The organism is Actinomadura terrae, assembly GCF_022751215.1.
GTDB lineage: Bacteria > Actinomycetota > Actinomycetes > Streptosporangiales > Streptosporangiaceae > Spirillospora > Spirillospora terrae.
On sequence record NZ_JAICDG010000007.1, the window covers coordinates 362,603 to 386,563 of the forward strand.

The window sequence follows — 23,961 nt, forward strand, 5'->3', positions numbered from 1 at the left end:
GGAGGCGACCAGTGGATGTGACCTTCGTCGGATACATCGGGACATCGAGGTCGTTCGGCGTGAGCGACAACACCTTCGACCTGGACCATGTACGCGAGGCGACCCTGGTCCACGAGAAAGCCGACTACGATTCGGTTCTCATCGGCTATGGCGCCGGGAGCCCCGATCCGACCCAGGTGGCCGCCTACGCCGCCCACCACAGTGAGCGCATCAGATTCCTCATCGCTCATCGCCCGGGTCTCATGTATCCCACCCTCGCCGCGCGGCTGTTCGCGTCGGTGGACCACTTCACCGAAGGCCGGATCGACCTCAACATCGTCGCCGGGCACAGCGACGCCGACCAGCGTCGCGAAGGGGACTTCCTGAGCAAGGACGAGCGGTACGTCCGATCCGACGAGTACGTCGGGATAGTGAAAGCCGCATGGACATCGACCGACCCGATCTCCCACAAAGGGAAGTACTACGAATTCGAGGGCTACGAACCCTACGTCAAGCCCCTCCAGCAGCCGGGCGTGCCGATCTACATCTCCGGCTCCTCCCCCGGCGCGCTGGGCACCGCCGCCAGATACGGCGACTACCACTTCTTCTTCGGCGAGCCGCATTCCGGAACCGTGGAGCTGGTCTCCAAGGTCCGGAAGATCGCCACGGACCTCGGCGGCGACGCACCGCGGTTCGGCGTCCGGTTCACCCTGATCCTCGGGGACACCGACGAGGAGGCCTGGGACCGGGCCCGCCGGCACGTCGAACGCCTGGGCCCCCCGGGCAAACCGGGCGACCTGGTCGCCAACACCGGCGCCGCCAGGTTGCGCCAGGCGGCCGAGGCGGGAGAGCTGCACGACCGCGCCCTCTGGATGGTGGCGGCGGGACCCTGGGGCGGTACGCTGAACGCCCTGGTAGGCAGCCCGGAGACGGTGGCCGAGGCACTCCTCGACTACGTCCGGCTCGGCGTGACCGGCTTTCGTGTCAGCGGCCTCGACCCGTTCGACGACACCCGGTTCATCGGACGTGAGCTCATCCCCCGGGTACGTGAGGGCGCCCGCGGCCTGAACGTCCACGAGGATTGACCGAGACCCCTACCCGACCGCCCGAGAAGCGAGGTTCCTCCGTATGCGCAAGGTACTGGTCATCGGCATCGGCGCCGGCGATCCGAAGCAGATGACCGTTGAGGCGATCGAGCGGCTCAACGAGGCGGAGGTGTTCTTCTTCCTCGACAAGGGCGGGAGCAAACGCGAGCTGGTGGACGCGCGCCAGGCGATCCTGGACCGGTTCATGAGCCGCGACGACTACCGGGTCGTCACCGTGACCGACGTCGATCGCGACCGCACCCCCGCCGACTACGTCGCGACCGTGGCCGACTGGCACCGGCGGCGCGCCGACCTGTACGAGCGGATGTTCCGGGACGAGCTGCCCGAGGACGGCGTCGGCGCGATCCTCGCCTGGGGGGACCCGACCCTCTACGACAACACGATCGCCGTGATCGAGGAGGTGCGGCGGCGTGGGCGGGTGGCGTTCGAGTACGACGTCGTCCCCGGGATCAGCAGCGTCTCCACGCTGGTCGCGCGGCACCGCACGAGCATCAACCAGATCGGCAGGTCCGTGCTGATCACCACGGGACGCCGGCTTGAGGCCGAGGGATTCCCCGACGGCGTCGACGACGTGGTGGTCATGCTGGACGCGCGCTGCGCGTTCACCACACTGGAGGACAAGGACCTCGACATCTACTGGGGTGCCTATCTCGGCACCCCGGACGAGATCCTCATCGCGGGCCCGCTGCACGAGGCCCGGATGGAGATCCCCGCCGTCCGCGCCGAGGCGCGCGAGCGCAAGGGCTGGATCATGGACACCTACCTGCTGCGGCGCAGGGCCGGTTCCTGACGGCGAGCGGCCTCAGGTCGGGTTCTGACGGCGAGCCGCCTCAGGCAGGGTTCTGGCGGCACCTGGCGGCCGAGTACAGGTGCGTGTCGGGAAAGCCGGAGGCGGTCAGCACGTCGCCGACCACGATCACGGCGGTGCGCCGGATGCCCGCCGCGCGCACCTGGGCCGCGATGTCGCCGAGCGAGCCCCGCAGGATGACCTCGTTCTCCCGGCTGGCGTAGGCGACGACTGCGACCGGGCAGTCGACGCCGTAGTTGGGGATCAGCTCGTCCACGACCACTTCGATGCGCTGCACCGCGAGATGCAGCACCATCGTGGCTCTGCTCGCACCGAGGACGGAGAGCCGCTCCTTCTCCGGCACGGGCGTGGCGCGCGCCGACGTACGGGTGAGGATCACCGTTTGACCGACGCCCGGCACGGTGAGCTCGCGGCGCAGCGACGCGGCCGCCGCCGCGAACGCCGGGACCCCCGGTACCACCTCGTACGGGATGCCGGCGGCGTCGAGGCGCCGCATCTGCTCGGCCATGGCGCTGAAGACCGAGGGGTCGCCGGAGTGCAGCCGGGCCACGTCGAGGTCCGCGGCGTGCGCCGCCTCCAGCTCCGCGAGGATCTGGTCCAGCGTCAGCTCCGCCGTGTTCACCAGGTGGGCGCCGGGCGGGCAGAGCTCAAGCAGCTCGTCCGGAACCAGCGCGCCCGCGTAGAGGCAGACCGGGGAGTTCGCGATCGTGCGCTGCCCGCGTAGGGTGATGAGATCGGCCGCCCCGGGGCCCGCGCCGATGAACCACACCGTCATGATCGCCTCCAGCCGTCCGGTGTCGCCGCCTTGTCCGCCCGATCGTACGGCCAGGTCGGCACCGCGACGCCGACCAGGGCGGCCACGGAAATCCGGGGCCGCCCTGGTCCAGGAGCCTCAAGGCTGGTTGGCGGGAATGGTCTTTCCGGTACCGGTCAGTGCGTGCTCTCCGGCACGAGCTTCCAGGTGATCTGGTCGCCCGTCTCGACCTGCTGCTGGCAGCCGCCGATCAGGATGTGCTGCCCGTTGAGCCAGTACTGCCAGTAGACCTGGTTGGTGTTGGATTCCGTGGCGATACGTTTCACCTGGTAGTCGTCGAAAAAGCTGTACCAGGGGCCGTCCCACGTAAAGCCGTTGCCTGTGGCCGCGTCATCGAGTGCGCCGGTCACGGTCGGGCCGGGCTGGGGGTTCTGGCCGTTGTTGGTGCCGTCGCACTTGTGCGTTCCGCCGGCGGCCGTTGTGAGGTCGTGCGCCTCCGTGGTGACCGAGCCGGAGAAGATGGTGCCGGATGTTCCGATGACGGTGACTTGGACGGTGGCCGTTTCGCCGGTCTTCTCGGCGGCGTTCGCCGATGTGGTTCCCGCGACCCCGGCGGTGAGCAGGGCCGCGGCGAGCCCGGAGGCCAGGAATAGCGCCGGCCGTTGGCGGACTTTCGTCGGTCTTGTTTTCACCATGGACAAAGAATGCGTCATCGATGCGACGTATTGCTCGCCGGTGACCAATTGTGGCCGCCTTGCCCTTGCCCTCTCGAAAGGGCAGGTAAAACTTCAGTAAAACCTTGATCGCCGTGTGTGGGAAATCGCCCCGACGATTCAGCGGGCGATGCGTTACGATGGCGGCGTGGCGACCGGAATGATCATGGACGACATGGGCGCCCCGGTTCCCCTCCGCCGACCGCCCCGCCGGGTGGTCTCGCTGGTCCCGTCGTTGACCGAGGCCATCGCAGTGAGCGCTCCCGGTCTGCTCGCGGGTGCGACGGAATGGTGCACCCATCCGCCCGACCTGGACGTCGAGCGGGTGCGCGGGACCAAGAACCCGAACGTCGCGCGCATCAAAGAACTGGCTCCGGACCTGGTCGTCGCCAACAAGGAGGAGAACCGGGAACTGGACGTGCGGCGCCTGCGCGAGGCCGGTATTCCGGTCTGGGTCACCGTGGTCGAGAGCGTGGAACAAGCCCTGTCGTCGCTGCGGCGGTTGTTCGCCGTGGCGTTGGACCGCCCGATCCCGCAATGGCTCGAATCGGCATCGGACACGCTCTCCCGCCCGGTGCCGAATCCGCATGCGCGTGCGGTGATCTGCGTTTGGCGGGACCCGTGGATGGTGGCCGGAAGCCGGAACTTCGGTACCGACCTGCTGCGCCGGCTGGCGATAGCGAACGTCTTCCATGATCTACCGGGCCGCTATCCGGCCCTGCCCCTGGAAGACATCAGGGCGGCGGGCGCCGACCTGATCATTCTGCCCGACGAGCCCTATCCTTTCAATACAAGTGACGGGCCCGAGCAGTTCGGAGAGAAGAGCCGGCTCGTGAGCGGGCGCCTTCTCACCTGGTACGGGCCCTCTTTGGTCGACGCGGTAGCCATGCTGCGCGAACAACTCGAACCCATCCCACACGAAGGGCGCCGATGAAGATATACACCCGGAAAGGCGACTCCGGACGGACCGGAATCTGGGGAGGCAAGCGCCTGGACAAGGACTCGGCCCGCATCGAGGCCATCGGCTCGGTCGACGAGTGCAACGCCGTCATCGGGCTCGCCATCGCCCAGGGCGTACCGGAGCCCGTGAACGAGATCCTCGGCGTCGTCCAGAACCGGCTGTTCGTGGTCGGCAGCGAGCTCATGGCCCCCGATACGGACGGGCCCGGCGCCTCCCTCCCCCGCCTGAGCGGCGAGGACGTGACGGACCTCGAGGCGGCGATCGACAGGCTGGAGCCGGAGCTCCCCGAGTTGCGCAACTTCATCCTCCCCTCCGGCTCGGTGCCCGCGGCCCACCTGCACGTCGCGCGGGCCGTCTGCCGGCGCGCCGAACGCCGGGTCGCCACCCTCCGCCACAAGGGCCCGGTCAACCCGGACGTGGCCGCCTACCTGAACCGGCTGGCCGATCTCCTGTTCGTCGTCGCGCGCTATGTCAACCACCGCGCCGGGGCGCCGGAGGTCCCCTGGGCACCCAGGGGCTAGGGAGTATTCGTTCGGGTTCGACGACAAGGCGCGGCATTCACGGCCGTGGCGGTGGCAATGGAACAATTGGACTAACCCTACTGGTAAAGCCTGGATCTTGACCGAGCGGCATTCCGGGCCGCTTGCGAGTCGCCGCGGGCTGGACGCCGCCGTCCATTTGAACCCAGGATCTGTCAAGTGCCGCGCTACAGCGGACGACCGTCAAGGCGGAGGACACATGACGGATTTCGAGGCACTGGCCAGACAACTGCCCGCGGGACGCGTGGTCGTCGATCCCGAGGTGGCGGCGTCATATGCACGCGACCGGACATTTCTGGAGCCGGGAGTCCCGGGTGCCGTCGTCCGCGCCCGGGAAGTGAAGGACGTGGTCGCCACTCTCCGGTGGGCCGACCAGCATCGCGTCCCGGTCGTGCCGCGCGGTGCGGGCACCGGCCTGGCCGGCGGGGCCCTCGCGGTGGACGGATGCGTGGTGCTCGCGCTCAGCGAGATGAACGCCGTCCGGGAGCTCGATCCGGCGAACGCGCTCGCCGTCGTCGAGCCGGGGGTGATCACGGCCGATCTCGACCGGGCGGCGCGCGCCCATGGCCTGATGTACGCGCCCGACCCGTCCAGCCATGAGATCTCCACGATCGGCGGGAACCTCGCGACCAACGCCGGCGGGCTGCGCTGCGTGAAGTACGGGGTGACCCGCGACTCGGTGCTCGGCCTGGAGGCCGTGCTCGCGGACGGCCGGGTGATCCAGACCGGCGGGCGCACGATGAAGGGCGTCACCGGGTACGACCTGACGGGCCTGTTCGTCGGTTCCGAGGGGACCCTGGGGGTCATCACGGCCGCGACGCTGCGGCTGCGTCCGGTCCCGCCCGAACCGGCGACGGTCCTGGCGCTGTTCGCGTCCGCGCGCCGGGCCGCCGAGGCGGTCGCGGACATCGTCGCGGCCGGGGTGCAGCCCAGTCTGCTGGAGCTGATCGACCGGGCGACCCTGCGCGCGATCGACGAATGGAAGCGCATCGGTCTCGAACCGGACACCGGCGCGGTGCTGATCGCGCAGTCCGATGCCGCCGATCCGCGGGGCCCGGCCGCCGAGATCGCCCGGTGCTGCGAGCGGGCCGGGGCGAGCCATACCGATGTCTCAAGCGATCCGCAGGAGGCCGTGGCGCTGCTGGAGCTGCGCCGTCTCGCCTACCCGGCGGCGGAGCGGCTGGGCGCGTGCCTCGTCGAGGACGTGTGCGTCCCGCGCTCCAGGCTGGCCGAGATGTTCGAGGCGATCGAGGCGGCGGCGGAGCGGCACGGTGTCACGGTCATGACCGTGGCGCACGCCGGTGACGGCAACCTGCACCCGGTCTTCGTGTTCGACCGCGGTGAGGCCGGGCCGCCCGAGGTGCCGGAGGCGGTGTGGGCGGCGGCCGACGAAGTGTTCACCACCGCGCTCGATCTCGGCGGCACTCTGACCGGAGAGCACGGCGTGGGCGCGCTCAAGCGGCGGTGGATCGGACGCGAGCTCGGCCCCGACTCACTCGCGCTGCACCGCGCGGTCAAACACGCCTTCGATCCTGCGGGAATCCTCAACCCGGGTAAAGTTTTCTAAACCTCAGGCGCCATGTCGCGACCGAGCTGAAATCGCCAGATCAGCACACCATCACGTTCCACTCGACGACCGCATATGGCGGCCGTATAAGCGCGTTCCAAGATCACCTTAACCGCTTCACCGTGAGCGGCTTGACCAGCGAGAATGCATATCGGTTCGACCCATATTCAAGCTACGGCCAGGCCGTCACCTAACGCGAAGTATCTTGACACGGGAAACTGCCTGGATAAGACTCTGTCGTGCCTTGCGAAAGGCAACTGGTCACTCGGGGAAGTCTTTTCGTCACGCTACGGAGGCTGAATGACTATCGTTGCCAACCTGCGCGACAGTAATTCGGGGTTAGAAGCATATGTAATCGTCGACACCCTGGTCGAGGGAAAGGCGATGGGCGGGGTGCGCATGACGCCCGATGTCACCCCCACCGAACTGGCGGGGCTCGCCCGCCAGATGACACGGAAGCTGGCGCTGGCGAATCTGCCGATCGGCGGCGCGAAGGGCGGCATCGTGAGCGACCTGCCGCCCGGCGAGGAACGTGACAGGCGGCTGCGCGCCTTCGGCACGCACATGGCCCCGCTGCTCAAGGGCGGCGTCTACGGTGGCACGGACCAGGGCATCGGCTACCGGGACCGGGGGCTCATCTTCGAGGCCGCCGGGTACGAGGTCGCCAAGTCCGGCGACGCCGCGCAACTGCCCTGTTCATGGACGGAGCTGTGGGAACGCTGCTCCCAGATCACCGGATACGGGATCGCCGAGTCCATCACGGCGGCCGGGCCGCTCGACGCTCCGGCCTCGACCGTCGCCGTCCAGGGATTCGGAACGGTCGGACGCGCGGCGGCGGTCCACCTGGACGCCCGGGGCCATCGTGTCGTCGCGGTCTCCGACCAGCTCGGCGTGATCAGCCATCCGGCCGGGCTGCCCCTGGCCGAACTGGTGGCGGCGACCGACCCCACCGGCGTCGTCGACCGGGCCGCACTGCCTCCGGGGCTCACCACCGACGCGGACCCGGACCGGCTGCTCGACGTCCCGGCGGACATCCTCGTGCTCGCCGCCTGCGCCCACGCGGTGCACGAGAGCGACGTGCCGCGGATCTCGGCGCGGTTGATCGCCGAGGGCGCCAACCATCCCAGTACACCCGCGGCGCTCGCCGCCTTCGAGGCGCGAGGGACGACGGTCCTCCCGGGGATCATCGCCAACGCGGGCGGGGCGATCACCACCGGGGTCGTCCTCACCGGTAACGGCCAGGCCGCCAAGGACGCCGACGCCCTGGCCGCCGTCCTCCACCAGGAGGTGCGCGACCGCATCCGGGCGGCCTACGCGGCGGTCAGCGACCGGGCGGCCGCCGACGGGCTGTCCCTTCCGCAGGCGGCCGCGCGGGTGAGCACCGAACGGGTCGCCGCGCGCCAGGAGGCCGTCGCCGTCCCAACGCCCTAGCCGGCCCCGGGTCGGCACTCGGCCGTACCGGCGTCCCACAGGGCCACGAACGACAGAACAAAGGCAGACACCAGACAGGCAAGTGACCGCGCAAGAGCAGGGGGAGTACACCCATGACGCTTGAAGCCCACCAGCAGCGCGAGACCGTCCGCCAGGTTCGCGACCGTCACGAAGGAGAGTTGCAGCACGAGCTCGACCACGCTCCCATCGGCACGCCGTCGACCCGGCTGACCGACCCGGTGCCGGTCGCGCTGCCGCCCGAGCAGTTCGTCAAGGAGCTGACCGACGAGGTGATGAACTCGGCGGCGGCCAACATCGGACCGTTCTACGAACGCCTCATCGCGCAGCAGGTGCCGCTCGAGGGCGTCCGTGAATGGGTCAAGCAGTGGTACATCGACGCCCGGATCTTCCCCTCCGTCATCGCGCAGATCTGCGCGAACGCGACCTATTTCTATGACGCCCGGCAGTTCATGGGCGCCAATCTCGCCGAGGAGCTCGGCGAGTTCAACCCGGCCCGCGAGCACCCCGTGACCGTACGCAAGCTCGGCAACGCGCTGGGCGTCAGCGATGAGGAGATGGAGTTCACCGAGCCCTACCCCGAGACCCTCGTGTACGTCGAGTACCGCCAGCACCTGGTACGCGACTACCACTGGCTCGAAGGGCTGGCGGCCGGCAGCTTCGCCATCGAGCTGACCATTCCCAACCGGTTCCGGCAGATCGCACGTGCGCTCAGTGCCCAGTTCGACCTCGACGACGAGGCGCTGGAGGTATTCCGCATCCACGCCGGCGACGAGCGGCTCGAGAACGACTACGGCGGCGACGACCAGCACGCCGAGGAGGCCACGAACCTGCTGCGCAAGTACGCGGTCACCGGCGATCTCCAGCACCGGATCCGGCTGGCGGTATGGCGTTCCATCCAGGCGCGCCGAATGTATCAGTGGGGCCTTTACCGGGAGATTATCCTGAAGCGCCACCCGGCCTGGGAGACTTTGAATTCGGGGTCCGCCGGCACCTGACCGGCCGCCCCCGCCGGGATCGCAGGTTCCAACCCCATCGCCGAGCCACTCCATCGCCGAGGACGCCGCCGTGAACTGGAAGATGCTCGTTCTGCTCGTCTCGGTGCCGGCCACGGCGGCCGGCAACCTGATCGCCGGGCGGTACGCGCTGGACAGTTTCACTCCGGCGGAGGCCAACGCCATGCGCTATTTGCTGGCGCTGGTCGTCCTCCTCCCGCTCCTGGGGCGCTGGCCGCGCCCCGAGCGGCGGGACGTGCCCTGGCTGATCGGTACGGGGTTAGTCGGGATCTGCATCTACAACATCCTGTTCTTCAGGTCGCTGGAACTGATCCCGGCGTCCGAGGCGGGGCTGATCGAAATGGTCATCCCGGCCGCCTCGCTCGCGCTGGCCTGGCTGGTGCTGCGGGAGCGGATCGCGGTGCGGCAGATCGTCGGGATCGCGGCGGGCTGGGTCGGCATGCTGTGGCTGATGCGGATCCTGCCCACCGACCGCGCGAGCGAGAAGAGCTCCGACGACTGGCGGGGCGAGATCCTCATGATGGTCGCGGTGCTGCTGTTCGCGGTCTACGCGATCATCAGCAAGTTCGCGATGCGGCGGCTGCCGCCGCCGGCCGTCGCGACCTGGAGCTGCATGATCGGGACGGTGCCGCTGGTGCTGCTGGCGGCGCCGGGCCTGATCGGCTCGCCGGAGACCCTCACCGAGGCGTCCGCGGCGAGCTGGCTCGGCGTCGCCTACGGCGGTGTCATCGGGTTCGTCTACAACATCATCGCCTGGTACTACTGCTTCCGCCAGGTCGGGGTGGCCAAGACCAACGTGTTCCTCTACCTGGTCCCGGTCTTCGGGGCCATGCTCGCCGTCCCGGTCTTCGACGAGTCGCTGAGCGGCTGGCAGATCTTCGGCTCGGCGGTGACGCTGGTCGGCGTCGTGCTGGCGACCTGGGAACGCTCGCCGCGCGGCGAGGAGGACGCCGAACCGGCCGGCTCCCCCGAGGCGGTCGCCTCGGGCCCCACGCGGGACGGCCGGTTCGGGGGCGAGGGACGGTTCAGCGGCGAGCGGGAGCCGGACCGGTGACCTCGTTGCGCAGCGGTTCGCCCGCCCGCAGCCGGCGCAGGTTGTCGGCGACCAGGTCGGCGAGGTCGGCGGCCTCGCCGGGATAGCAGAACGCGGCGTGCGGAGTGACCCACAGGCCGTCGGTGCTCCACAGCGGACTGTCGGAAGGGAGGGGCTCGTGGTCGTGCACGTCCAGCAGCGCGCCGCGCAGCCGTCCGCCGCGCAGCGCCGCGACGACCGCGCCGGTGTCCACGACCTCGGGCCGCGCGACGTTGACCAGGCAGGCGGTCGCGGGCAGCGCCGCCACGACACGGGCGCCGACCAGGCCGCGCGTTCCCGCGCCGCCGGGCACCGCCACGACGAGATGGTCGGCGTCCCGGGCCACGTCCGGCAGGGCGGCGGGCGGGACGGTCAGGTCGGCCGCGGCGGACTCCCGTCCCGTACTGTTCACCCCTACCACGCGCATGTCGAAGGCGCGCGCCCGGCGGGCGACCTCGCTGCCCACCCGGCCGAGGCCGACCTGCACCAGCGTGCCTCCGGCCAGCAGCCGCGCGTCGGGCAGCCGCCAATCGCGGGCGTCGTGCCCGCGCACCAGCGCCGGGGCCTCCTTGGCCAGGGCGAGCATGCCCATCAGGGCGAACTCGGCGACCGCCCGCGCCGGGATCCCGCCCGCGGTCGTGACGGTCAGCTCGGGGCGCGGCCGTCCGGCGGCGAGCTGGTCGGTGCCGACGCTGGTGAGCTGGAGCCAGCGCAGCCGGGCGCCGCGGGCCAGCAGCCCCGGCGGGAACGCGTTGGCGACCAGGACGTCGTAGCGGTCGAACTCCGGGGGGTCGCCGCGATCGTCGTGGACGACGTCGACCGTCACCCCGGGCAGCCGGCCGTCGAGGTGGTCGCGGAGCTCGTCACCGAGCCGCGGATGCATGATGCACATCCTCATGGCGGTCAGGCTAGGACAGTTCCGGTCCGGCGGCCACAGCGCTCCGGCCGGGGAGCCGAGAGAAGGTGAGCGAATGGTCATGGCGACCGACGCGGGCCGTGTGCTGGCCCGCCTCGAAGAACGTTCCGCCCGTGAGCGGCCCGAACTGGACACGCTGAACGCGCGCGGCGCCCGGCACACCCGTGCCGCCGCGCCCAGGTTGATGCTCGACGTCGGACCCGACGTCGGCCGGCTGCTCAACGTGCTCGTCCGGCGCGGCCGGGCACAGCGGGTGGTCGAGATCGGCGGGTCGGTCGGGTACTCCACGATCTGGCTGGCCGACGCCGTCGCGGACACCGGCGGCTCGCTCGTCACGATCGAGGCCGACGCCGGCAAGGTCGTCGAGCTGCGGCGCAACATCGCCGACGCCGGGTTCGCGGGGCTGGTGCGGATCGAGCACGGCGACGCCGCCGAGATCGTCCCCGCCCTGCCCGGTCCCTTCGACGTGGTGCTCATCGACCACTGGAAGGACCTCTACATCCGCGAGTTCGACCTCGTCTGGCCCCGGCTCGCACCGGGCGGGGTGGTCGTGGCGGACAACATCCTCCAGCCCGAGGCCACCGCCGAGCAGATGCGCGCCTATGTCGAGCACGTCCGCGACGTGCCGGGCGCCTGCTCCCACACCCTCCCGGTCGGCGCCGGCGTCGAGATCACCGTCCGAGACCACGCCCCCGGGGAGCCCTCGTGATCGAAGCAGCCGAGACCCTCTGGCTGGACGGCGAGCTCGTGCGCTCGGACACCGCACGCGCCGATCTGCTGACCCACACCCTCCACTACGGCTTCGGCGCGTTCGACGGCATCCGCTGCTACCGCCAGGACGACGGCGGTCAGGCCATGTTCCGTGTGGGCGAGCACATGCGGCGGCTGCGCGACTCGGCCGCGGCCCTGTCCATCCCGATCGAGCACACCGAGGAGACGCTCGTCGAGGCGGCCCGCGGCACGATCAAGGCCAACGGCCTCGCCGACGCCTACGTGCGGCCGCTGGTGTACGTCGGCGAACCCAACATCATCTTCGCGCACTGGCTCAACGAGCCCCACACGGCGGTGCTCGCCTTCGCCTGGTCGGGCTACTCCGACCGCAACCGCGAGGAGGGCACCACCGCCACCTTCTCCAGCCACCGCAGGCCCAAGGCGCACGCCGGCCTGTACAAGGCCAAGGCGTGCGGGCACTACCTGCTGAGCGTGGTCGCCTACTCCGAGGCCAAACAGCGCGGCTTCGCACAGGCGATCTTCATCGACGAGGACGGCATGGTGTGCGAGGCGACCGGCGAGAACATCTTCGCCGTCCACGGCTCCGTCGTCTCCACCCCGCCCGCGTCCCGCTCGCTCCTGCCCGGCATCACCCGCGACACCGTCATGCGCCTGGCCGCGGACCTGGGCTACGAGGTGGTCGAGCGCGATCTCGGCACCGACGACCTGCTCGGCGCCACCGAGGTCTTCAGCACGGGAACGGCGTCCGAGCTGCTCCCGATCCCGGAGATCGACGGCCGCAAGATCGGCGGCGGCGCCTTCGGCCCGGTCACCCAGTCGCTCCAGCAGACGATGATGGACATCGTGCGCGGCCGCGCCCCCGACCCCCGAGGCTGGATGACCCCGGTCTGACTAACCCCCACCACCGAACAGGCGTTCGTCCCCCCAGCCTTCCAGCGCCGCCTCGTTTTGTTCGGGTGTTGCGGCTCATGGCGGCGGGTTCGTCATGCCTGCTTCTAACGGGTGATTGCGGCTTCCAGGCCGTCCAGGACCAGGGTCAGGCCGCCCTCGAACGCCTCGCGGGAGGCGAGTTCGAGGTAGGTGGCGCACTCGCCGTCGGGGGTGAACGGGGGGCTCTCGGTTTCGAGGCGCACCAGCGCGGGGTAGCGGTGGGCGAAGTCGGGGGCGACCTCCGTCAGGACGTCGGTGCGCGCGTACCACCAGTCCGCCTCCGAGGTCCCGGTCGAGTCGATGACCTGCCGCGACTCGGTGAGGGTCTGGGCCGAGCCGCGCACCACCTGCGACAGCGCCGCCACCGCGCGCCGGGTGTCGCGGGCGCCGAGGCCCGTGCCGGACAGGACGCCGAGCAGCGTCTCCAGCGCGCGGTACTCGTTCGGGCCGAGCACCGGCCTGGCCTGCGAGACCTGGAGCATCCACGGATGGCGCAGGTAGAAGGCCCAGGAGTCCTCCGCCCAGGCCATGACCGCCGGGCGCCAGCCCGCCGAAGTGTCGTAGGCGTCCGGTAGTTCTGCGAGGGCGCGGTCGTACATCAGGTCGACCAGCTCGCTCTTCCCCGGGACGTAGGTGTACAGGGCCATGGCCGTCCGACCGAGCCGCTCCCCCACCGCGCGCATCGACAACGCCGCCATGCCCTCGGCGTCGGCGACGGCGATCGCCGCCGCCACGATGACCTCCACGCTCAGGCCGGGTCTCGGGCCCGGACGCGGGCCGGGCTCGGCGCCCGGACGCCACAGCAGGTCCATCGTGCGGCGCGCGTCGCCCTGCCCGGCGAAGACGACCAAAGTGGACTCCTTATGCCATAAACTGATGCGGCACTGCCAACTCCTTACAGCCTAAGCTTATCAAGCCGAAGGAAGATGATGACCCAGCCGACGACCCGGACGGCCGCCGACAGCCACGATGTCATCGAGGTCCGCGGCGCCCGGGAGAACAACCTCGCCGACGTCAGCCTGGACATCCCGAAGCGGCGCCTCACCGTGTTCACGGGGGTGTCGGGCTCGGGCAAGTCGTCGCTGGTGTTCGGCACGATCGCGGCCGAGTCGCAGCGGCTGATCAACGAGACCTACACCGCGTTCGTCCAGTCGTTCATGCCCACCCTCGGCCGTCCGGACGTGGACGCGCTGCGCAACCTCAGCGCCGCGATCATCGTCGACCAGGAGCGGATGGGCGCCAACTCGCGCTCCACGGTCGGGACGGCGACCGACGCGCACACGATGCTGCGGATCGTCTTCAGCCGCCTCGGCGACCCCCATATCGGCACGTCCAGCGCGTTCAGCTTCAACAACGCCGAGGGCATGTGCCCCGAGTGCGAGGGCCTCGGCCGCGCCACCCAGATCGACGTGGACGAGCTGGTCGACCGCGACCGCTCGCTCAACGAGGGCGCCGTGACCGTCCCGAACTTCGCGGTCGGCAACTGGTACTGGAAGGTGCTCGCCGAATCCGGGTTCGTCGACCCCGACGCCAAACTGCGCGACTACACCGAGCAGCAGTGGGAGGACTTCCTCTACAAGCCCGCGACGAAGGTCATGAGCAGCGGCCTCAACACCACCTACGAGGGCCTGGTGGTAAAGGTGCAGCGGCTCTACCTGAACAAGGACAAGGAGTCGCTCCAGCCGCACATCCGTGCGTTCGTCGACCGCGCCGTCACCTTCAGCACGTGCCGGGCGTGTGAGGGGACGCGGCTCGCCCCGGCGGCGCTCTCCAGCCGGATCGCCGGGCGCAACATCGCCGAGTGCTCGGCCATGCAGATCAGCGACCTCGCCGCGTTCGTCCGCGAGATCGACGACCCGTCCGTCGCGCCGGTGCTGGCGGCGCTGCGCGACATCCTGGAGGCCCTCGTCGAGATCGGCCTCGGCTACCTCAGCCTCGACCGCGAGTCCACGAGCCTGTCGGGCGGCGAGTCGCAGCGGGTGAAGATGGTCCGGCACCTGGGCTCCAGCCTCACCGACGTCACCTACGTCTTCGACGAGCCGACCGTCGGCCTGCACCCGCACGACATCCGCCGGATGAACGACCTGCTCCTGCAACTGCGCGACAAGGGCAACACGGTCCTGGTCGTCGAGCACAAGCCCGAGACCATCGAGATCGCCGACCATGTCGTCGACCTCGGGCCCGGCGCGGGCGCGGCGGGCGGCCGGGTGTGCTTCACCGGCGACGTCGCGGGGCTCCGCTCGTCCGGCACCCTCACCGGACGCCACCTCGACCATCGCGCCCGGCTGCGCGAGGACGTCCGCGAGCCCACCGGGCACCTGTCCATCACCGGCGCGAACCAGCACAACCTCAAGGAGGTGGACGTCGACATCCCGCTCGGCGTCCTCACCGTCGTCACGGGCGTCGCCGGGTCGGGCAAGAGCTCGCTGATCCACGGGTCGCTGCCCGGCCGCGACGGCGTCGTGGTCGTCGACCAGTCCGCGATCCGCGGCTCGCGGCGCAGCAACCCCGCCACCTACACCGGCCTGCTCGACCCGGTCCGCACCGCGTTCGCCAAGGCCAACGGCGTGAAGGCGGCGCTGTTCAGCGCGAACTCGGCGGGCGCCTGCCCCACCTGCAAGGGCATCGGCGTCACCTACACCGACCTGGCGATGATGGCCGGGGTCGCGTCGGTCTGCGAGGAGTGCGACGGCAAGCGCTACACGCCCGAGGTGCTCACCTACAAGCTGCGCGGCAAGGACATCAGTGAGGTGCTGGCGATGCCGGTCGCCGAGGCCCGCGAGTTCTTCAGCACCGGGCAGGCCCGCGCCGTCCTGGACCGCCTCGCCGACGTCGGCCTCGGCTACCTCGGGCTCGGGCAGCCGCTGAACACGCTGTCGGGCGGCGAGCGGCAGCGGCTCAAGCTGGCGATCCACATGGCGGAGAAGGCTGCCACCTACGTGCTGGACGAGCCGACCACCGGCCTGCACCTGGCCGACGTCGACCAGCTCCTGGCCCTGCTCGACCGGCTCGTGGACGCCGGGAACACCGTCGTCGTCATCGAGCACCACCAGGCCGTCATGGCGCACGCCGACTGGATCATCGACCTCGGGCCGGGCGCGGGCCACGACGGCGGTGAGATCGTCTTCACCGGGACGCCCGCCGAGCTGGTGGCCAAGAGCGACTCGCTCACCGCCCGCCACCTGCGCGAGTACGTCGCCTGACCGCGGCCGGCGGCCTGGCTCGGCTCAGCCGAGCCAGGCGCCGTCGCGCATGAGGTCGCGGCCCTTCAGCTCGTTGACCTCCCGCCACGCCTGGATCCGCCGCGGGGTGACGCGGAAGTACAGGTAGGGCGTGGTGAGTTCGCGCGGGTCGAAGCCGGTCTTGGCCGCGAACGCGTCGCCGACGCCCTCGGGCAGCTCGGCGGCGGTGAGCGGCTCCGCGGCGCCCTCGATGAGGACCACGTCGCGGGTCGGCCCGAGCCCGAGGCGCACCCGGCCGGTGGCCCTCAGGTTCCGCCCGGTCGGGCTGTCGGCCGGGGTCGCGATCAGCACCGTCGTGCCGTCCCACAGGAACGACAGCGGCACCAGGTACGGGGTCCCCTCGTCCGGGTCCGCGGTGCTCACCCACGTGTCGACGTCGTGGTCGAGCCGGTGCAGGGTGTCGTGCTTGCGCTGGTCGCTCGTCCGTGCGGGCGGGATCATCCTGGGTCATCCTCCTGGTCAGCCGGTGTGATCCACAAGGATGCACGGTCGCCGGTCGTGCTCGGACCGGGGGGCCCGCCGGGGGCCGACCGCCGGACGGCGTGGACGGCGCGGCCGACGGCGGGAATCTGGTCGGCCTCGGGATGGTGGACCAGGTACAGGCGCCGGGGCCGGAGCCCGGCGACGGCGGCGACGGCGACCTCGGGGTGCCGGAACGCGGTGAGCGCGAGCCCCGGCAGCAGCCCGATCCCGAGGCCCCGCGCGATCAGCGCCTGGGCGACCACATAGTCGTCGGTGCTGTGCCGCACGTCCGGCGCGAACCCGGCGTCCTCGCAGGCACGGAGCAGGTGGTCGGTGCATCGCTCACAGCCCGAGATCCAGCGCTCCCCCGCGAACGCCCGCAGGTTCACCTCGGAAGAAAGGTCGGCCGCGTGCGGGTGCGAGTCCGGCAGGACGAGCCGCAGCGGGTCCGCTCCGATCGGGACGTGCTCCAGCCCCGACGGGGCGGCCGCCTCGTGGCCCTCGTGGGTGAAGACGATGGCGAGGTCGACCTGACCGTCCATCAGCAGGTCGAGCGCCTCCGGCGGTTCCGCCTGCCGCAGCCGGACGTCGATGCCGGGATGGGTCCGCTTCAGCAGGCTCATCGCGGCGGGGACGAGGGTGGCGCCGGCCGAGGGGAAGGCCGCCAGCCGGACCGTTCCGGCGCGCAGCTCGGCCAGCGCGCCGATGTCGTCGTCGGCGGCGTGCAGCCGCGCGGCGATGGCCTCGGCGTGCCGCAGCAGCACCCGGCCCGCCTCGGTGAGCTGGACGCCGCGGGGGCGGCGCACCACCAGCGGCATGCCCGCCTGCCGCTCCAGGGCCCGAAGGTGCTGGCTGACGGCGGGCTGCGTCCAGCCGAGCGCCCGGGCCGCGCCCGCGATCGACCCGCATCGCGCGATCTCGCGGAAGACGAGCAGCCGCCGGACGTTTATGAGACATAAGTATCGCTTGGGGGTCGGCCAAGAACCTCACGGCTACCGGACGGTCAGGCAGCCGCCGCACCATGGGGGCATGCGAACGATTGGCCTGATCGGCGGCATGAGCTGGGAGTCGTCGGCCGAGTACTACCGCCTGCTCAACGAGGAGACCCGCCGCCGGCTCGGCGGCCACCACTGCGCGCGGAGCGTGCTGCTCACCGTGGACTTCGCGGAGATCGAGGCGCTGCAACGCGCCGGCGACTGGGACGCCGCCGGACGCCTGCTCACCGAGGCGGCCCGGGACCTGGAGCGCGCGGGGGCGGCGATGGTGCTGCTGTGCACCAACACGATGCACCGGGTCGCCGGGACGATCGAGGCGGGCATCGGCGTGCCGTTCCTGCACATCGTCGACAGCACGGCCGACCGGATCCGCGCGTCCGGGATGAAGACCGTCGGGCTCCTCGGCACCCGGTTCACGATGGAGATGGACTTCTACCGCTCCCGCATGCGCGAACGCGGTGTGGAGGTCCTGGTCCCGGACGAGGAGGGCCGCGAGCTGGTGCACCGGGTGATCTATGAGGAACTCACGCTGAACCGGGTGGAGGACTCCTCCCCCGCCGCGTTCCGGCGGGTGATCGCCGACCTCGCGCGGCGCGGCGCCGAGGGCGTCGTTCTCGGCTGCACCGAGATCACGCTGCTCGTCGGCCCCGAGGACAGCCCGGTCCCGGTCTTCGACTCGACGCGCATCCACGTCCAGCACGCGCTCGACACGGCCTGCGGGACCGCCATGTGAGGCCATCAGGTCGCTGGACGTCCTAATGGGGCGGCAGGATGGGAGGTATGCGTGATCCCTCCGGACGGCTGCTGCGGCTGCTGTCCCTGCTCCAGGCCCCGCGCGAGTGGTCGGGGACCGAGCTGGCCGAGCGGCTGGCCGTCACCCCCCGCACGATCAGGCGGGACGTGGAACGGCTGCGCGAGCTCGGCTACCCCGTCCACGCCACGCACGGCAACACCGGCGGCTACCGCCTCACCGCCGGGACGGCGATGCCGCCGCTGCTGCTGGACGACGAGGAGGCCGTCGCCGTCGCGCTCGGCCTGCGCACCGCCACCGCGATCGCCGCCACCGGCATCGAGGAGACCGCCCTGCGGGCCCTGGCCAAGCTGGAGCAGGTCCTCCCGCAGCGGCTGCGGCATCGCGTGACGTCGCTGTCGCAAGCCTCCGTCGCCCTCCCGATACAGGACGGCGCCGCGCGGGTCGACCCCGACCTGCTGGCCACCCTCGCCGCCGCCTGCGTGGCGCACGAGCGGATCCGGTTCGCCTACACCCGCGCGGACGGCACGGAGGGCCGCCGGCTGGCGCAGCCGCACCGGCTGGTGGCGGCGGGCCGCCGCTGGTATCTGGTCGCCTTCGACGAGGACCGCGAGGACTGGCGGACGTTCCGCGTCGACCGGATCGGCGAGCCGCACCGCACCGGCGTCCGCGGCGTGCCGCGCGAGCTTCCCGGCGGTCTGGACGCGGCGTCCTGGGCGATGGACTCGCTGGCGGGCGGCTCCGGCACGATCCGCGCCCGGCTGCGGCTGCACGTGTCCGCCGCCGAGGCGGCCGAGCACGTCACCGCCTGGCACGGGTTCCTGGAACCGGTCGACGACCGGACGTGCCTGCTGCACACCCGGTCGGACTCGCTGTGGTTCCTCGCCTCGCGGATCGCCCTGCTGACCGTCGACTACACCCTCCTCGACCCGCCGGAACTGGCACCGCACCTCGCCGCCATCGCGGGACGCGCGTCCCGCGCCGTGGCGGCGTTCACGGGGGTGGAGGAGTAACGGGACCGGGATGCTCGGGGCGATAGATCTGCTGCGGAACCATCCCGGAAGGGTGAACGACTCCGTCTGGAGCCGGTGCGGGATCGTCGCGGTCTCGGCGGTCAGCGCGGGGACGTGTCGCCCAGCGACTCCAGGAGCGTCCGCAGCAGTCCGGCGAGGTGGTCGCGGTCGGCGGGGTCCAGGGCCTCCAGCAGCCGGGCCTCGTTGGCGGCGTGCAACCCGACCACCTCGTTGACCAGGGACAGCCCGCGCGGTGTCAGCCGGATCCGCACCGAGCGGCGGTCGTCGGCGGTGCGGCGGCGCTCGACCAGTTCCCGCGCCTCCAGCCGGTCGATCCGGTTGGTGATCGCCCCGGAGGTGACCATCGCGGCCTTCAGCAGCGCCCCCGCCGTCAGCTCGTAGGGCTCGCCCGAGCGGCGCAGCGTGGCCAGGACGTCGAACTCCCAGGTCTCCAGCCCCTGCCCGGCGAAGAAGTCCTTCAGCTCCCGGTGCAGGACGAGCTGGAGCCGGGAGATGCGGCCGATGACGCCCATCGGCCGCACGTCCAGGTCGGGCCGCTCGCGTCCCCACTGGGCCAGGATCTCGTCCACGGCGTCCGCCATCGCCCACCTCCGGTACCTCAACGTTGAGATTATCAACCGGAGCCAACTTGCGGGCTGAGACAACGGAGCTCAGGCCGGCCGGTCGGGGCGGCGCGCGAGCGTCCGGTCCAGCAGGGCGGTCAGCGCCGTCGCGGCCGCCAGCCCGGCGCCGATCCAGGTGACCGAGGTGATCGAGGCGCCCGCGTCGAGGGCGATCCCGGCGAACACGGGGACGAGGCTGATGCCGAGCTGGAACGCCGAGACGGTGGTGGCCCCGGCGAGCGTCGGCGCCTCGGACGCGATCCCGAAGACCCGCCCGTAGATCGCCGGGTTCAGCACGAACCCGGCGACCCCGAGGAGCAGGACGAGCGGGACGACCGCGACCGCGTGCTCGGCGAACGTCCCGAGCAGGAGGGAGCAGGCCAGAATCCCGGCCGCCCCGGCCAGCAGCGCGTGAGAGGGCCGCCGGTCGGAGATTCGCCCCCCGATCGACAGGCCGGCGAAGGCGCCGACGCCGAACAGCGTGAGGATCGCGGGCACCCAGACCTCGGGAAGGCCGGTGACGTCGGTCAGGAACACCGCGAGGTAGTTGAACGAGATCATGTAGGAGGCGGTGCTCAGGATCGTGGCGGCGAACACGACCCACAGCCGCGGCCGCCGCATCGTGCGGAGCTCGCGCCGCACGCTGGGCTCGGTGCCCGCGCTGGTCACGGGCAGCGTCAGCAGGGTCAGGACCGCCCCGGCGGCGGTGAGGACGACCACGCCCCAGAACCCGCCCCGCCATCCGGTGAAGTAGCTGAGCAGCGCGCCCGCCGGACCCCCGGCGATCATCGCCAGGCTGAGCCCGCTGACGACGACCCCGGAGGCGCGCGCGGTGCGGTCGGCCGGGACGAGCCCGATCGCGGTGACCGCCGCGACCGCCCAGAACCCCGCGTAGGCGAGGCCGCAGACGAACCGGGTGGCCAGCAGCACCGCGTAGCTGCCGGTGAGCAGCCCGACCGTGACGGACACGGCGAAGACGGCCTGGGTGGCCACCAGCGTCGTCCGCCGCGGCCAGCGCAGCGTCACGATGGCGAGCGGCGGCCCGCCGACGACGACGGCGGCGGCGAACGCCGAGATCAGCGCGCCCGCCGAGGACAGCGAGACCTCCATGTCGTCGGCGATCGCCGGGAGCACCCCGGCGAGCAGGAACTCCGCGCTGCCCATCGCGAACAGGCAGAACGCGAGCAGGTAGACGCCGAGCGGCAGCCTCCCGCGAGCGGCCGTCCGCTTCTCGTCCGTGGTCTCGACGCTCATCGGCATACGAAGTACTCCTCGCTGGGGGGCGGGCGCGCCACGCGGGCGCCGGAGGCGGAGCGCCTCCGGGCCCGATGGTGCGGATTCCGGCGGAGAGTCGACAACTTCTGTTGCCAATCCTGGGAAAGGCCGGGCGGACGCGGCCCCTCAGGACAGGGCCACCAGGTCGGCGTAGCCGGGGTTCCAGTGGTCCTCGACGCCGTCGGGCAGCAGGAGCACGCGGCCGGGACGCAGCGCCTCGACCGCCTCCTCGTCGTGCGTGACCATCACGACCGCGCCCCGGTACCCGCCGACCGCCGCGAGGACCTCCGCGCGGGACGCGGGGTCGAGGTTGTTGGTCGGCTCGTCCAGCAGCAGGACGTTGGCGCCGGAGCTGACGAGCGAGGCCAGCGCCAGCCGGGTCCGCTCGCCGCCCGACAGCACCCCCGCGGGCTTGTCCGCGTCGTCGCCGGTGAACAGGAACGACCCGAGGACGCGGCGCGCGTCCCCCTCGGCCAGGTGCGGCGCGGCGTCGGCGAGGTTCTCCCGGACGGTCCGCGCCGGGTCCAGCGTGTCGTGCTCCTGCGCGAAGTAGCCCAGCCGCAGCCCGTGGCCGTGGACGACGCGTCCGGAGTCGGGCCGCTCGTGCCCGGCCAGAATCCGCAGCAGCGTCGTCTTCCCCGCGCCGTTCAACCCGAGGACGACCAGCCGCGCGCCCCGGTCCACGGCCAGGTCGATGCCGGTCAGGACGGGCGCGCCGCCGTAGGACTTGGTGAGGGAGACGGCGCCGAGCGGCGTCCGGCCGCTGGGCGCGGGCTCGGGCAGCCGGAACCGTGCGACCCGCTCGGCGCGCCGCACGGGCGCCGCGCCGGCGAGCATCCGGTCGGCGCGCCGCGCCATGTCCTTGGCCCGGACGGCGGTCGCGGAGTTCGCGCGCATCCGGTCGGCTTGGGCGTGCAGCGCGGCGGCCTTGCGCTCGGCGGCGGCGCGCAGCCGGGCGCGGCGCCGGTCGGCGGCGTCCCGGTCGGCGAGGTAGGTGCGCCAGCCGGTGTTGTGCACCTCGATCTCCGTCCGCTCGGGATCGAGGTGCCAGACCCGGTTGACGGCCTCCTCCAGCAACGCGGTGTCGTGGCTGATCACCATCAGGCCCTCGCGGTGGGAGGCGAGGAAGCCGCGCAGCCAGGCCAGGGAGTCGGCGTCCAGGTGGTTGGTGGGCTCGTCCAGCAGGAGGGTGCCGCGCTCGCCGAACAGGACGCGCGCCAGCTCCACCCGGCGCCGCTGCCCACCGGACAGCGCGCCGATCGGCCGCGCGAGCGCGGGTGCGGGAAGGCCGAGACCGGCGGCGATCCGCGCGGCCTCGGCCTCGGCGGCATATCCGCCGCGCGCCTGGAACTCCGCCTCGGCGCGGACGTAGCGGCGCATCGCTCGCTCGTCCCCCTCGCCGAGCGCGGCCTCGGCGGCCCGCAGCGCGCGAACGGCCTCGTCCATGCCGCGGGCGGACAGGACACGGTCGTGGACGGAGACGGACGGGTCGGCCGCCGCCGGGTCCTGCGGCAGGTACCCGACGGGGCCGGTGCGCGTGACGGTCCCGGCGGCGGGCGCGATCTCGCCCGCCAGGACGCGCATGAGGGTGCTCTTCCCCGCGCCGTTGCGGCCGACCAGGCCGATACGGTCGCCGGGGGCGATGTGGGCGGTGACGTCCGCCAGCAGGAGGCGGGGGCCGACGCGCACGTCGACGCCACGGAAGGCAAGCATGGGATGACGCTCCGGAATGACTCAGGGACACACGTGTGGCGTGGAAGCGTGTTCCTGAGCTAGGAGATCCGGGGCGTGGACATGTCATCGAGTCTGCCACATCCGTCACCAACCCCGCGCTACGCGGGGTTGGTGACGGGCGGGCGGGCGCGCAGCCCGGGCGCCAGCGCGAGGGTCACCGCGACGGACGCGGCGGCCATCACCGCGATCGCCGTCGACGCCGTCGTCCACTCCGCCACGGCGCCCGCGAGCGCCGCGCCCACGCCCTGCATGGCGAGCATGCCGGAGGAGTGCAGCCCGAGCGCGTGCCCGCTGAGGTCGTCGGGGGTGAGGGCCATCAGCCGGTCCTGGAGCAGCAGCGTCGCCGAGTAGCCGAACGTGCCGATGGTCACGGCCGCGAGAACGACGGGCAGCGCCGGGTCCAGCGCGAAGACCAGGAACGGCGCGGCGAGCAGCAGCCGCAGCGGCGCGTCGAGCCTGACCCGCCACCGGGGCGGGACGAACCGCCCGGTGATCGCGTCCCCCGCCAGCATGCCCACCGCCGCGAACGCGAACAGCACGCCCGCGTGCGCCGGATCGTAGGGGACGAACAGCGACTCGCAGCCGACGATCAGCCCGTTCGGCACCCAGAGCGCGAGGTAGACATAGCGGCGCGGCGGCGACGACCACAACTTCGCGTTGTTGCGCCAGGTCTCGGCGGCCGACGGCCGTCCGGACGCGCGCGGCGGGCGGCCCGTCAGCCCGAACCGGGCGACCACCGCCCCGACCAGGTACAGGCCCGCGCCGGTCAGCAGCGTCCCGCGCGCCGACAGCGTGGCCACCAGCGCGCCGCCGAGCGCGAACCCGATGATCTGCATCGCCCCGGCCGCCATGTTCAGCACCGAGCGGCCGAGCACGAATCCCTCCCGGGGCAGCACCTCGTTGAGCAGCCCGTAACGCACGCCGCCGCCCAGCGAGGCCGCCACTCCCAGGACGACGACCAGCGCGAACACGCCCCACACCGGCATCCCCGGGACCGCCTGCGCCGCGGTGCCGAGGCCGAACAGCAGCGCCAGCCCGGCCAGCGCCGCGCGCGGGGGCAGCCGGTCGGCCGCCGACAGCAGCGTGGTCGCGCCGATGAGCTGGGCGAGGGGCTGCCCGAACATCGCCAGCGACGACAGCAGCGGCGACCCGGTCGAGGAGTAGATCATGACGCCGAGGGCGAGGCCGCTCACCGTCTGCGCCGCGACCTGCGCGGACGACGTCAGGAACAGCGGCCCGAACTCCGGAGTCCGGAAGAGTTCACGGTACGTGCGCATGCAGGGAGTCTCCGGGGCACGGCGCGAGCGCCGGTAGAGTTTCGCGC

General features: G+C 71.7%; 23 protein-coding genes. 13 read left to right on the forward strand and 10 right to left on the reverse strand.

From position 1 onward, the window contains the following. Nucleotides 1–59: 59 nt before the first annotated feature. Nucleotides 60–1,064, forward strand: coding sequence for an LLM class flavin-dependent oxidoreductase (locus K2F47_RS35725; protein WP_242910592.1), 1,005 nt, complete (start codon nucleotides 60–62; stop codon nucleotides 1,062–1,064). A gap of 43 nt (nucleotides 1,065–1,107) precedes the next feature. Continuing rightward, nucleotides 1,108–1,875 (forward strand): precorrin-6A synthase (deacetylating), encoded by a 768-nt coding sequence (gene cobF / locus K2F47_RS35730; protein WP_242910593.1) that lies wholly within the window; start codon nucleotides 1,108–1,110, stop codon nucleotides 1,873–1,875. A 40-nt stretch (nucleotides 1,876–1,915) separates the two neighbouring features. Here cobF and cobM read toward each other — a convergent pair whose 3' ends face one another. Next, entirely contained in the window at nucleotides 1,916–2,668 is a 753-nt protein-coding gene (gene cobM, locus K2F47_RS35735) for a precorrin-4 C(11)-methyltransferase (RefSeq protein ID WP_242910594.1), read from the reverse strand. Nucleotides 2,669–2,823: 155 nt separating this feature from the next. After that, the gene (locus tag K2F47_RS35740; protein WP_242910595.1) at nucleotides 2,824–3,390 is read right to left on the reverse strand and encodes a hypothetical protein; all 567 of its coding nucleotides are present in this window, start codon (nucleotides 3,388–3,390) and stop codon (nucleotides 2,824–2,826) included. A gap of 130 nt (nucleotides 3,391–3,520) precedes the next feature. On the opposite strand from K2F47_RS35740, the gene K2F47_RS35745 reads away from it, so the two are divergent. From K2F47_RS35745 to K2F47_RS35770, 6 genes are all read left to right on the forward strand, one after another. Next, nucleotides 3,521–4,294 carry a helical backbone metal receptor gene (locus K2F47_RS35745; protein WP_242910705.1) on the forward strand — a complete coding sequence of 258 codons (774 nt, stop codon included), beginning with the start codon at nucleotides 3,521–3,523 and terminating at the stop codon, nucleotides 4,292–4,294. Beyond that, nucleotides 4,291–4,842 carry a cob(I)yrinic acid a,c-diamide adenosyltransferase gene (locus tag K2F47_RS35750; protein WP_242910596.1) on the forward strand — a complete coding sequence of 184 codons (552 nt, stop codon included), beginning with the start codon at nucleotides 4,291–4,293 and terminating at the stop codon, nucleotides 4,840–4,842. Before K2F47_RS35745 ends, K2F47_RS35750 begins: the two co-directional genes overlap by 4 nt. Nucleotides 4,843–5,059: 217 nt before the next feature. Then, on the forward strand, nucleotides 5,060–6,427 hold the full coding sequence (locus tag K2F47_RS35755; protein WP_242910597.1) for an FAD-binding oxidoreductase: 1,368 nt from the start codon (nucleotides 5,060–5,062) through the stop codon (nucleotides 6,425–6,427). Between the two features lie 300 nt (nucleotides 6,428–6,727). After that, nucleotides 6,728–7,858 (forward strand): Glu/Leu/Phe/Val dehydrogenase dimerization domain-containing protein, encoded by a 1,131-nt coding sequence (locus K2F47_RS35760; RefSeq protein WP_242910598.1) that lies wholly within the window; start codon nucleotides 6,728–6,730, stop codon nucleotides 7,856–7,858. 113 nt (nucleotides 7,859–7,971) lie between these two features. Beyond that, on the forward strand, nucleotides 7,972–8,874 hold the full coding sequence (locus tag K2F47_RS35765) for an iron-containing redox enzyme family protein (RefSeq protein WP_242910599.1): 903 nt from the start codon (nucleotides 7,972–7,974) through the stop codon (nucleotides 8,872–8,874). A gap of 70 nt (nucleotides 8,875–8,944) precedes the next feature. Beyond that, nucleotides 8,945–9,946 (forward strand): DMT family transporter, encoded by a 1,002-nt coding sequence (locus K2F47_RS35770; RefSeq protein WP_242910600.1) that lies wholly within the window; start codon nucleotides 8,945–8,947, stop codon nucleotides 9,944–9,946. On the opposite strand, the gene K2F47_RS35775 is transcribed toward K2F47_RS35770, so the two are convergent. Continuing rightward, nucleotides 9,918–10,862 (reverse strand): D-2-hydroxyacid dehydrogenase, encoded by a 945-nt coding sequence (locus K2F47_RS35775; RefSeq protein WP_242910601.1) that lies wholly within the window; start codon nucleotides 10,860–10,862, stop codon nucleotides 9,918–9,920. The genes K2F47_RS35770 and K2F47_RS35775 overlap by 29 nt on opposite strands. A 79-nt stretch (nucleotides 10,863–10,941) precedes the next feature. Here K2F47_RS35775 and K2F47_RS35780 point away from each other — a divergent pair, with 79 nt between their 5' ends. Continuing rightward, complete coding sequence (locus tag K2F47_RS35780; protein WP_242910602.1) at nucleotides 10,942–11,589, forward strand: O-methyltransferase; 648 nt, start codon at nucleotides 10,942–10,944, stop codon at nucleotides 11,587–11,589. Continuing rightward, the gene (locus K2F47_RS35785) at nucleotides 11,586–12,503 is read left to right on the forward strand and encodes a branched-chain amino acid transaminase (RefSeq protein WP_242910603.1); all 918 of its coding nucleotides are present in this window, start codon (nucleotides 11,586–11,588) and stop codon (nucleotides 12,501–12,503) included. The genes K2F47_RS35780 and K2F47_RS35785 overlap by 4 nt, the downstream gene beginning before the upstream one ends. Nucleotides 12,504–12,607: 104 nt before the next feature. Here the strand turns inward: K2F47_RS35785 and K2F47_RS35790 are convergent, their stop codons facing one another. Beyond that, the gene (locus K2F47_RS35790) at nucleotides 12,608–13,393 is read right to left on the reverse strand and encodes a TetR/AcrR family transcriptional regulator C-terminal domain-containing protein (protein ID WP_242910604.1); all 786 of its coding nucleotides are present in this window, start codon (nucleotides 13,391–13,393) and stop codon (nucleotides 12,608–12,610) included. Between the two features lie 75 nt (nucleotides 13,394–13,468). Here K2F47_RS35790 and K2F47_RS35795 point away from each other — a divergent pair, with 75 nt between their 5' ends. Next, a complete protein-coding gene (locus K2F47_RS35795; protein ID WP_242910605.1) occupies nucleotides 13,469–15,745 on the forward strand; it encodes an ATP-binding cassette domain-containing protein in 2,277 nt (758 codons plus the stop codon). A gap of 24 nt (nucleotides 15,746–15,769) precedes the next feature. Here the strand turns inward: K2F47_RS35795 and K2F47_RS35800 are convergent, their stop codons facing one another. Both K2F47_RS35800 and K2F47_RS35805 read right to left on the reverse strand, forming a co-directional pair. After that, nucleotides 15,770–16,225 carry a pyridoxamine 5'-phosphate oxidase family protein gene (locus K2F47_RS35800; protein ID WP_242910606.1) on the reverse strand — a complete coding sequence of 152 codons (456 nt, stop codon included), beginning with the start codon at nucleotides 16,223–16,225 and terminating at the stop codon, nucleotides 15,770–15,772. Beyond that, complete coding sequence (locus K2F47_RS35805) at nucleotides 16,222–17,196, reverse strand: LysR family transcriptional regulator (protein WP_308198528.1); 975 nt, start codon at nucleotides 17,194–17,196, stop codon at nucleotides 16,222–16,224. The genes K2F47_RS35800 and K2F47_RS35805 overlap by 4 nt, the downstream gene beginning before the upstream one ends. A 79-nt stretch (nucleotides 17,197–17,275) precedes the next feature. Here K2F47_RS35805 and K2F47_RS35810 point away from each other — a divergent pair, with 79 nt between their 5' ends. Both K2F47_RS35810 and K2F47_RS35815 read left to right on the forward strand, forming a co-directional pair. Further along, nucleotides 17,276–17,974 (forward strand): aspartate/glutamate racemase family protein, encoded by a 699-nt coding sequence (locus K2F47_RS35810; protein ID WP_242910608.1) that lies wholly within the window; start codon nucleotides 17,276–17,278, stop codon nucleotides 17,972–17,974. 47 nt (nucleotides 17,975–18,021) lie between these two features. Next, nucleotides 18,022–19,005 (forward strand): helix-turn-helix transcriptional regulator, encoded by a 984-nt coding sequence (locus tag K2F47_RS35815; RefSeq protein ID WP_242910609.1) that lies wholly within the window; start codon nucleotides 18,022–18,024, stop codon nucleotides 19,003–19,005. Between the two features lie 101 nt (nucleotides 19,006–19,106). On the opposite strand, the gene K2F47_RS35820 is transcribed toward K2F47_RS35815, so the two are convergent. The 4 genes from K2F47_RS35820 to K2F47_RS35835 all read right to left on the reverse strand — a co-directional run bounded on the left by K2F47_RS35820 (nucleotide 19,107) and on the right by K2F47_RS35835 (nucleotide 23,914). Then, the gene (locus K2F47_RS35820; protein ID WP_242910611.1) at nucleotides 19,107–19,607 is read right to left on the reverse strand and encodes a MarR family winged helix-turn-helix transcriptional regulator; all 501 of its coding nucleotides are present in this window, start codon (nucleotides 19,605–19,607) and stop codon (nucleotides 19,107–19,109) included. Between the two features lie 69 nt (nucleotides 19,608–19,676). Then, nucleotides 19,677–20,882 carry an MFS transporter gene (locus K2F47_RS35825; RefSeq protein ID WP_242910613.1) on the reverse strand — a complete coding sequence of 402 codons (1,206 nt, stop codon included), beginning with the start codon at nucleotides 20,880–20,882 and terminating at the stop codon, nucleotides 19,677–19,679. 147 nt (nucleotides 20,883–21,029) lie between these two features. Next, nucleotides 21,030–22,616, reverse strand: a complete 1,587-nt coding sequence (locus K2F47_RS35830) for an ABC-F family ATP-binding cassette domain-containing protein (protein ID WP_242910614.1) — start codon at nucleotides 22,614–22,616, stop codon at nucleotides 21,030–21,032. A gap of 119 nt (nucleotides 22,617–22,735) precedes the next feature. Continuing rightward, on the reverse strand, nucleotides 22,736–23,914 hold the full coding sequence (locus K2F47_RS35835; protein ID WP_242910615.1) for an MFS transporter: 1,179 nt from the start codon (nucleotides 23,912–23,914) through the stop codon (nucleotides 22,736–22,738). Nucleotides 23,915–23,961 lie beyond the last annotated feature (47 nt).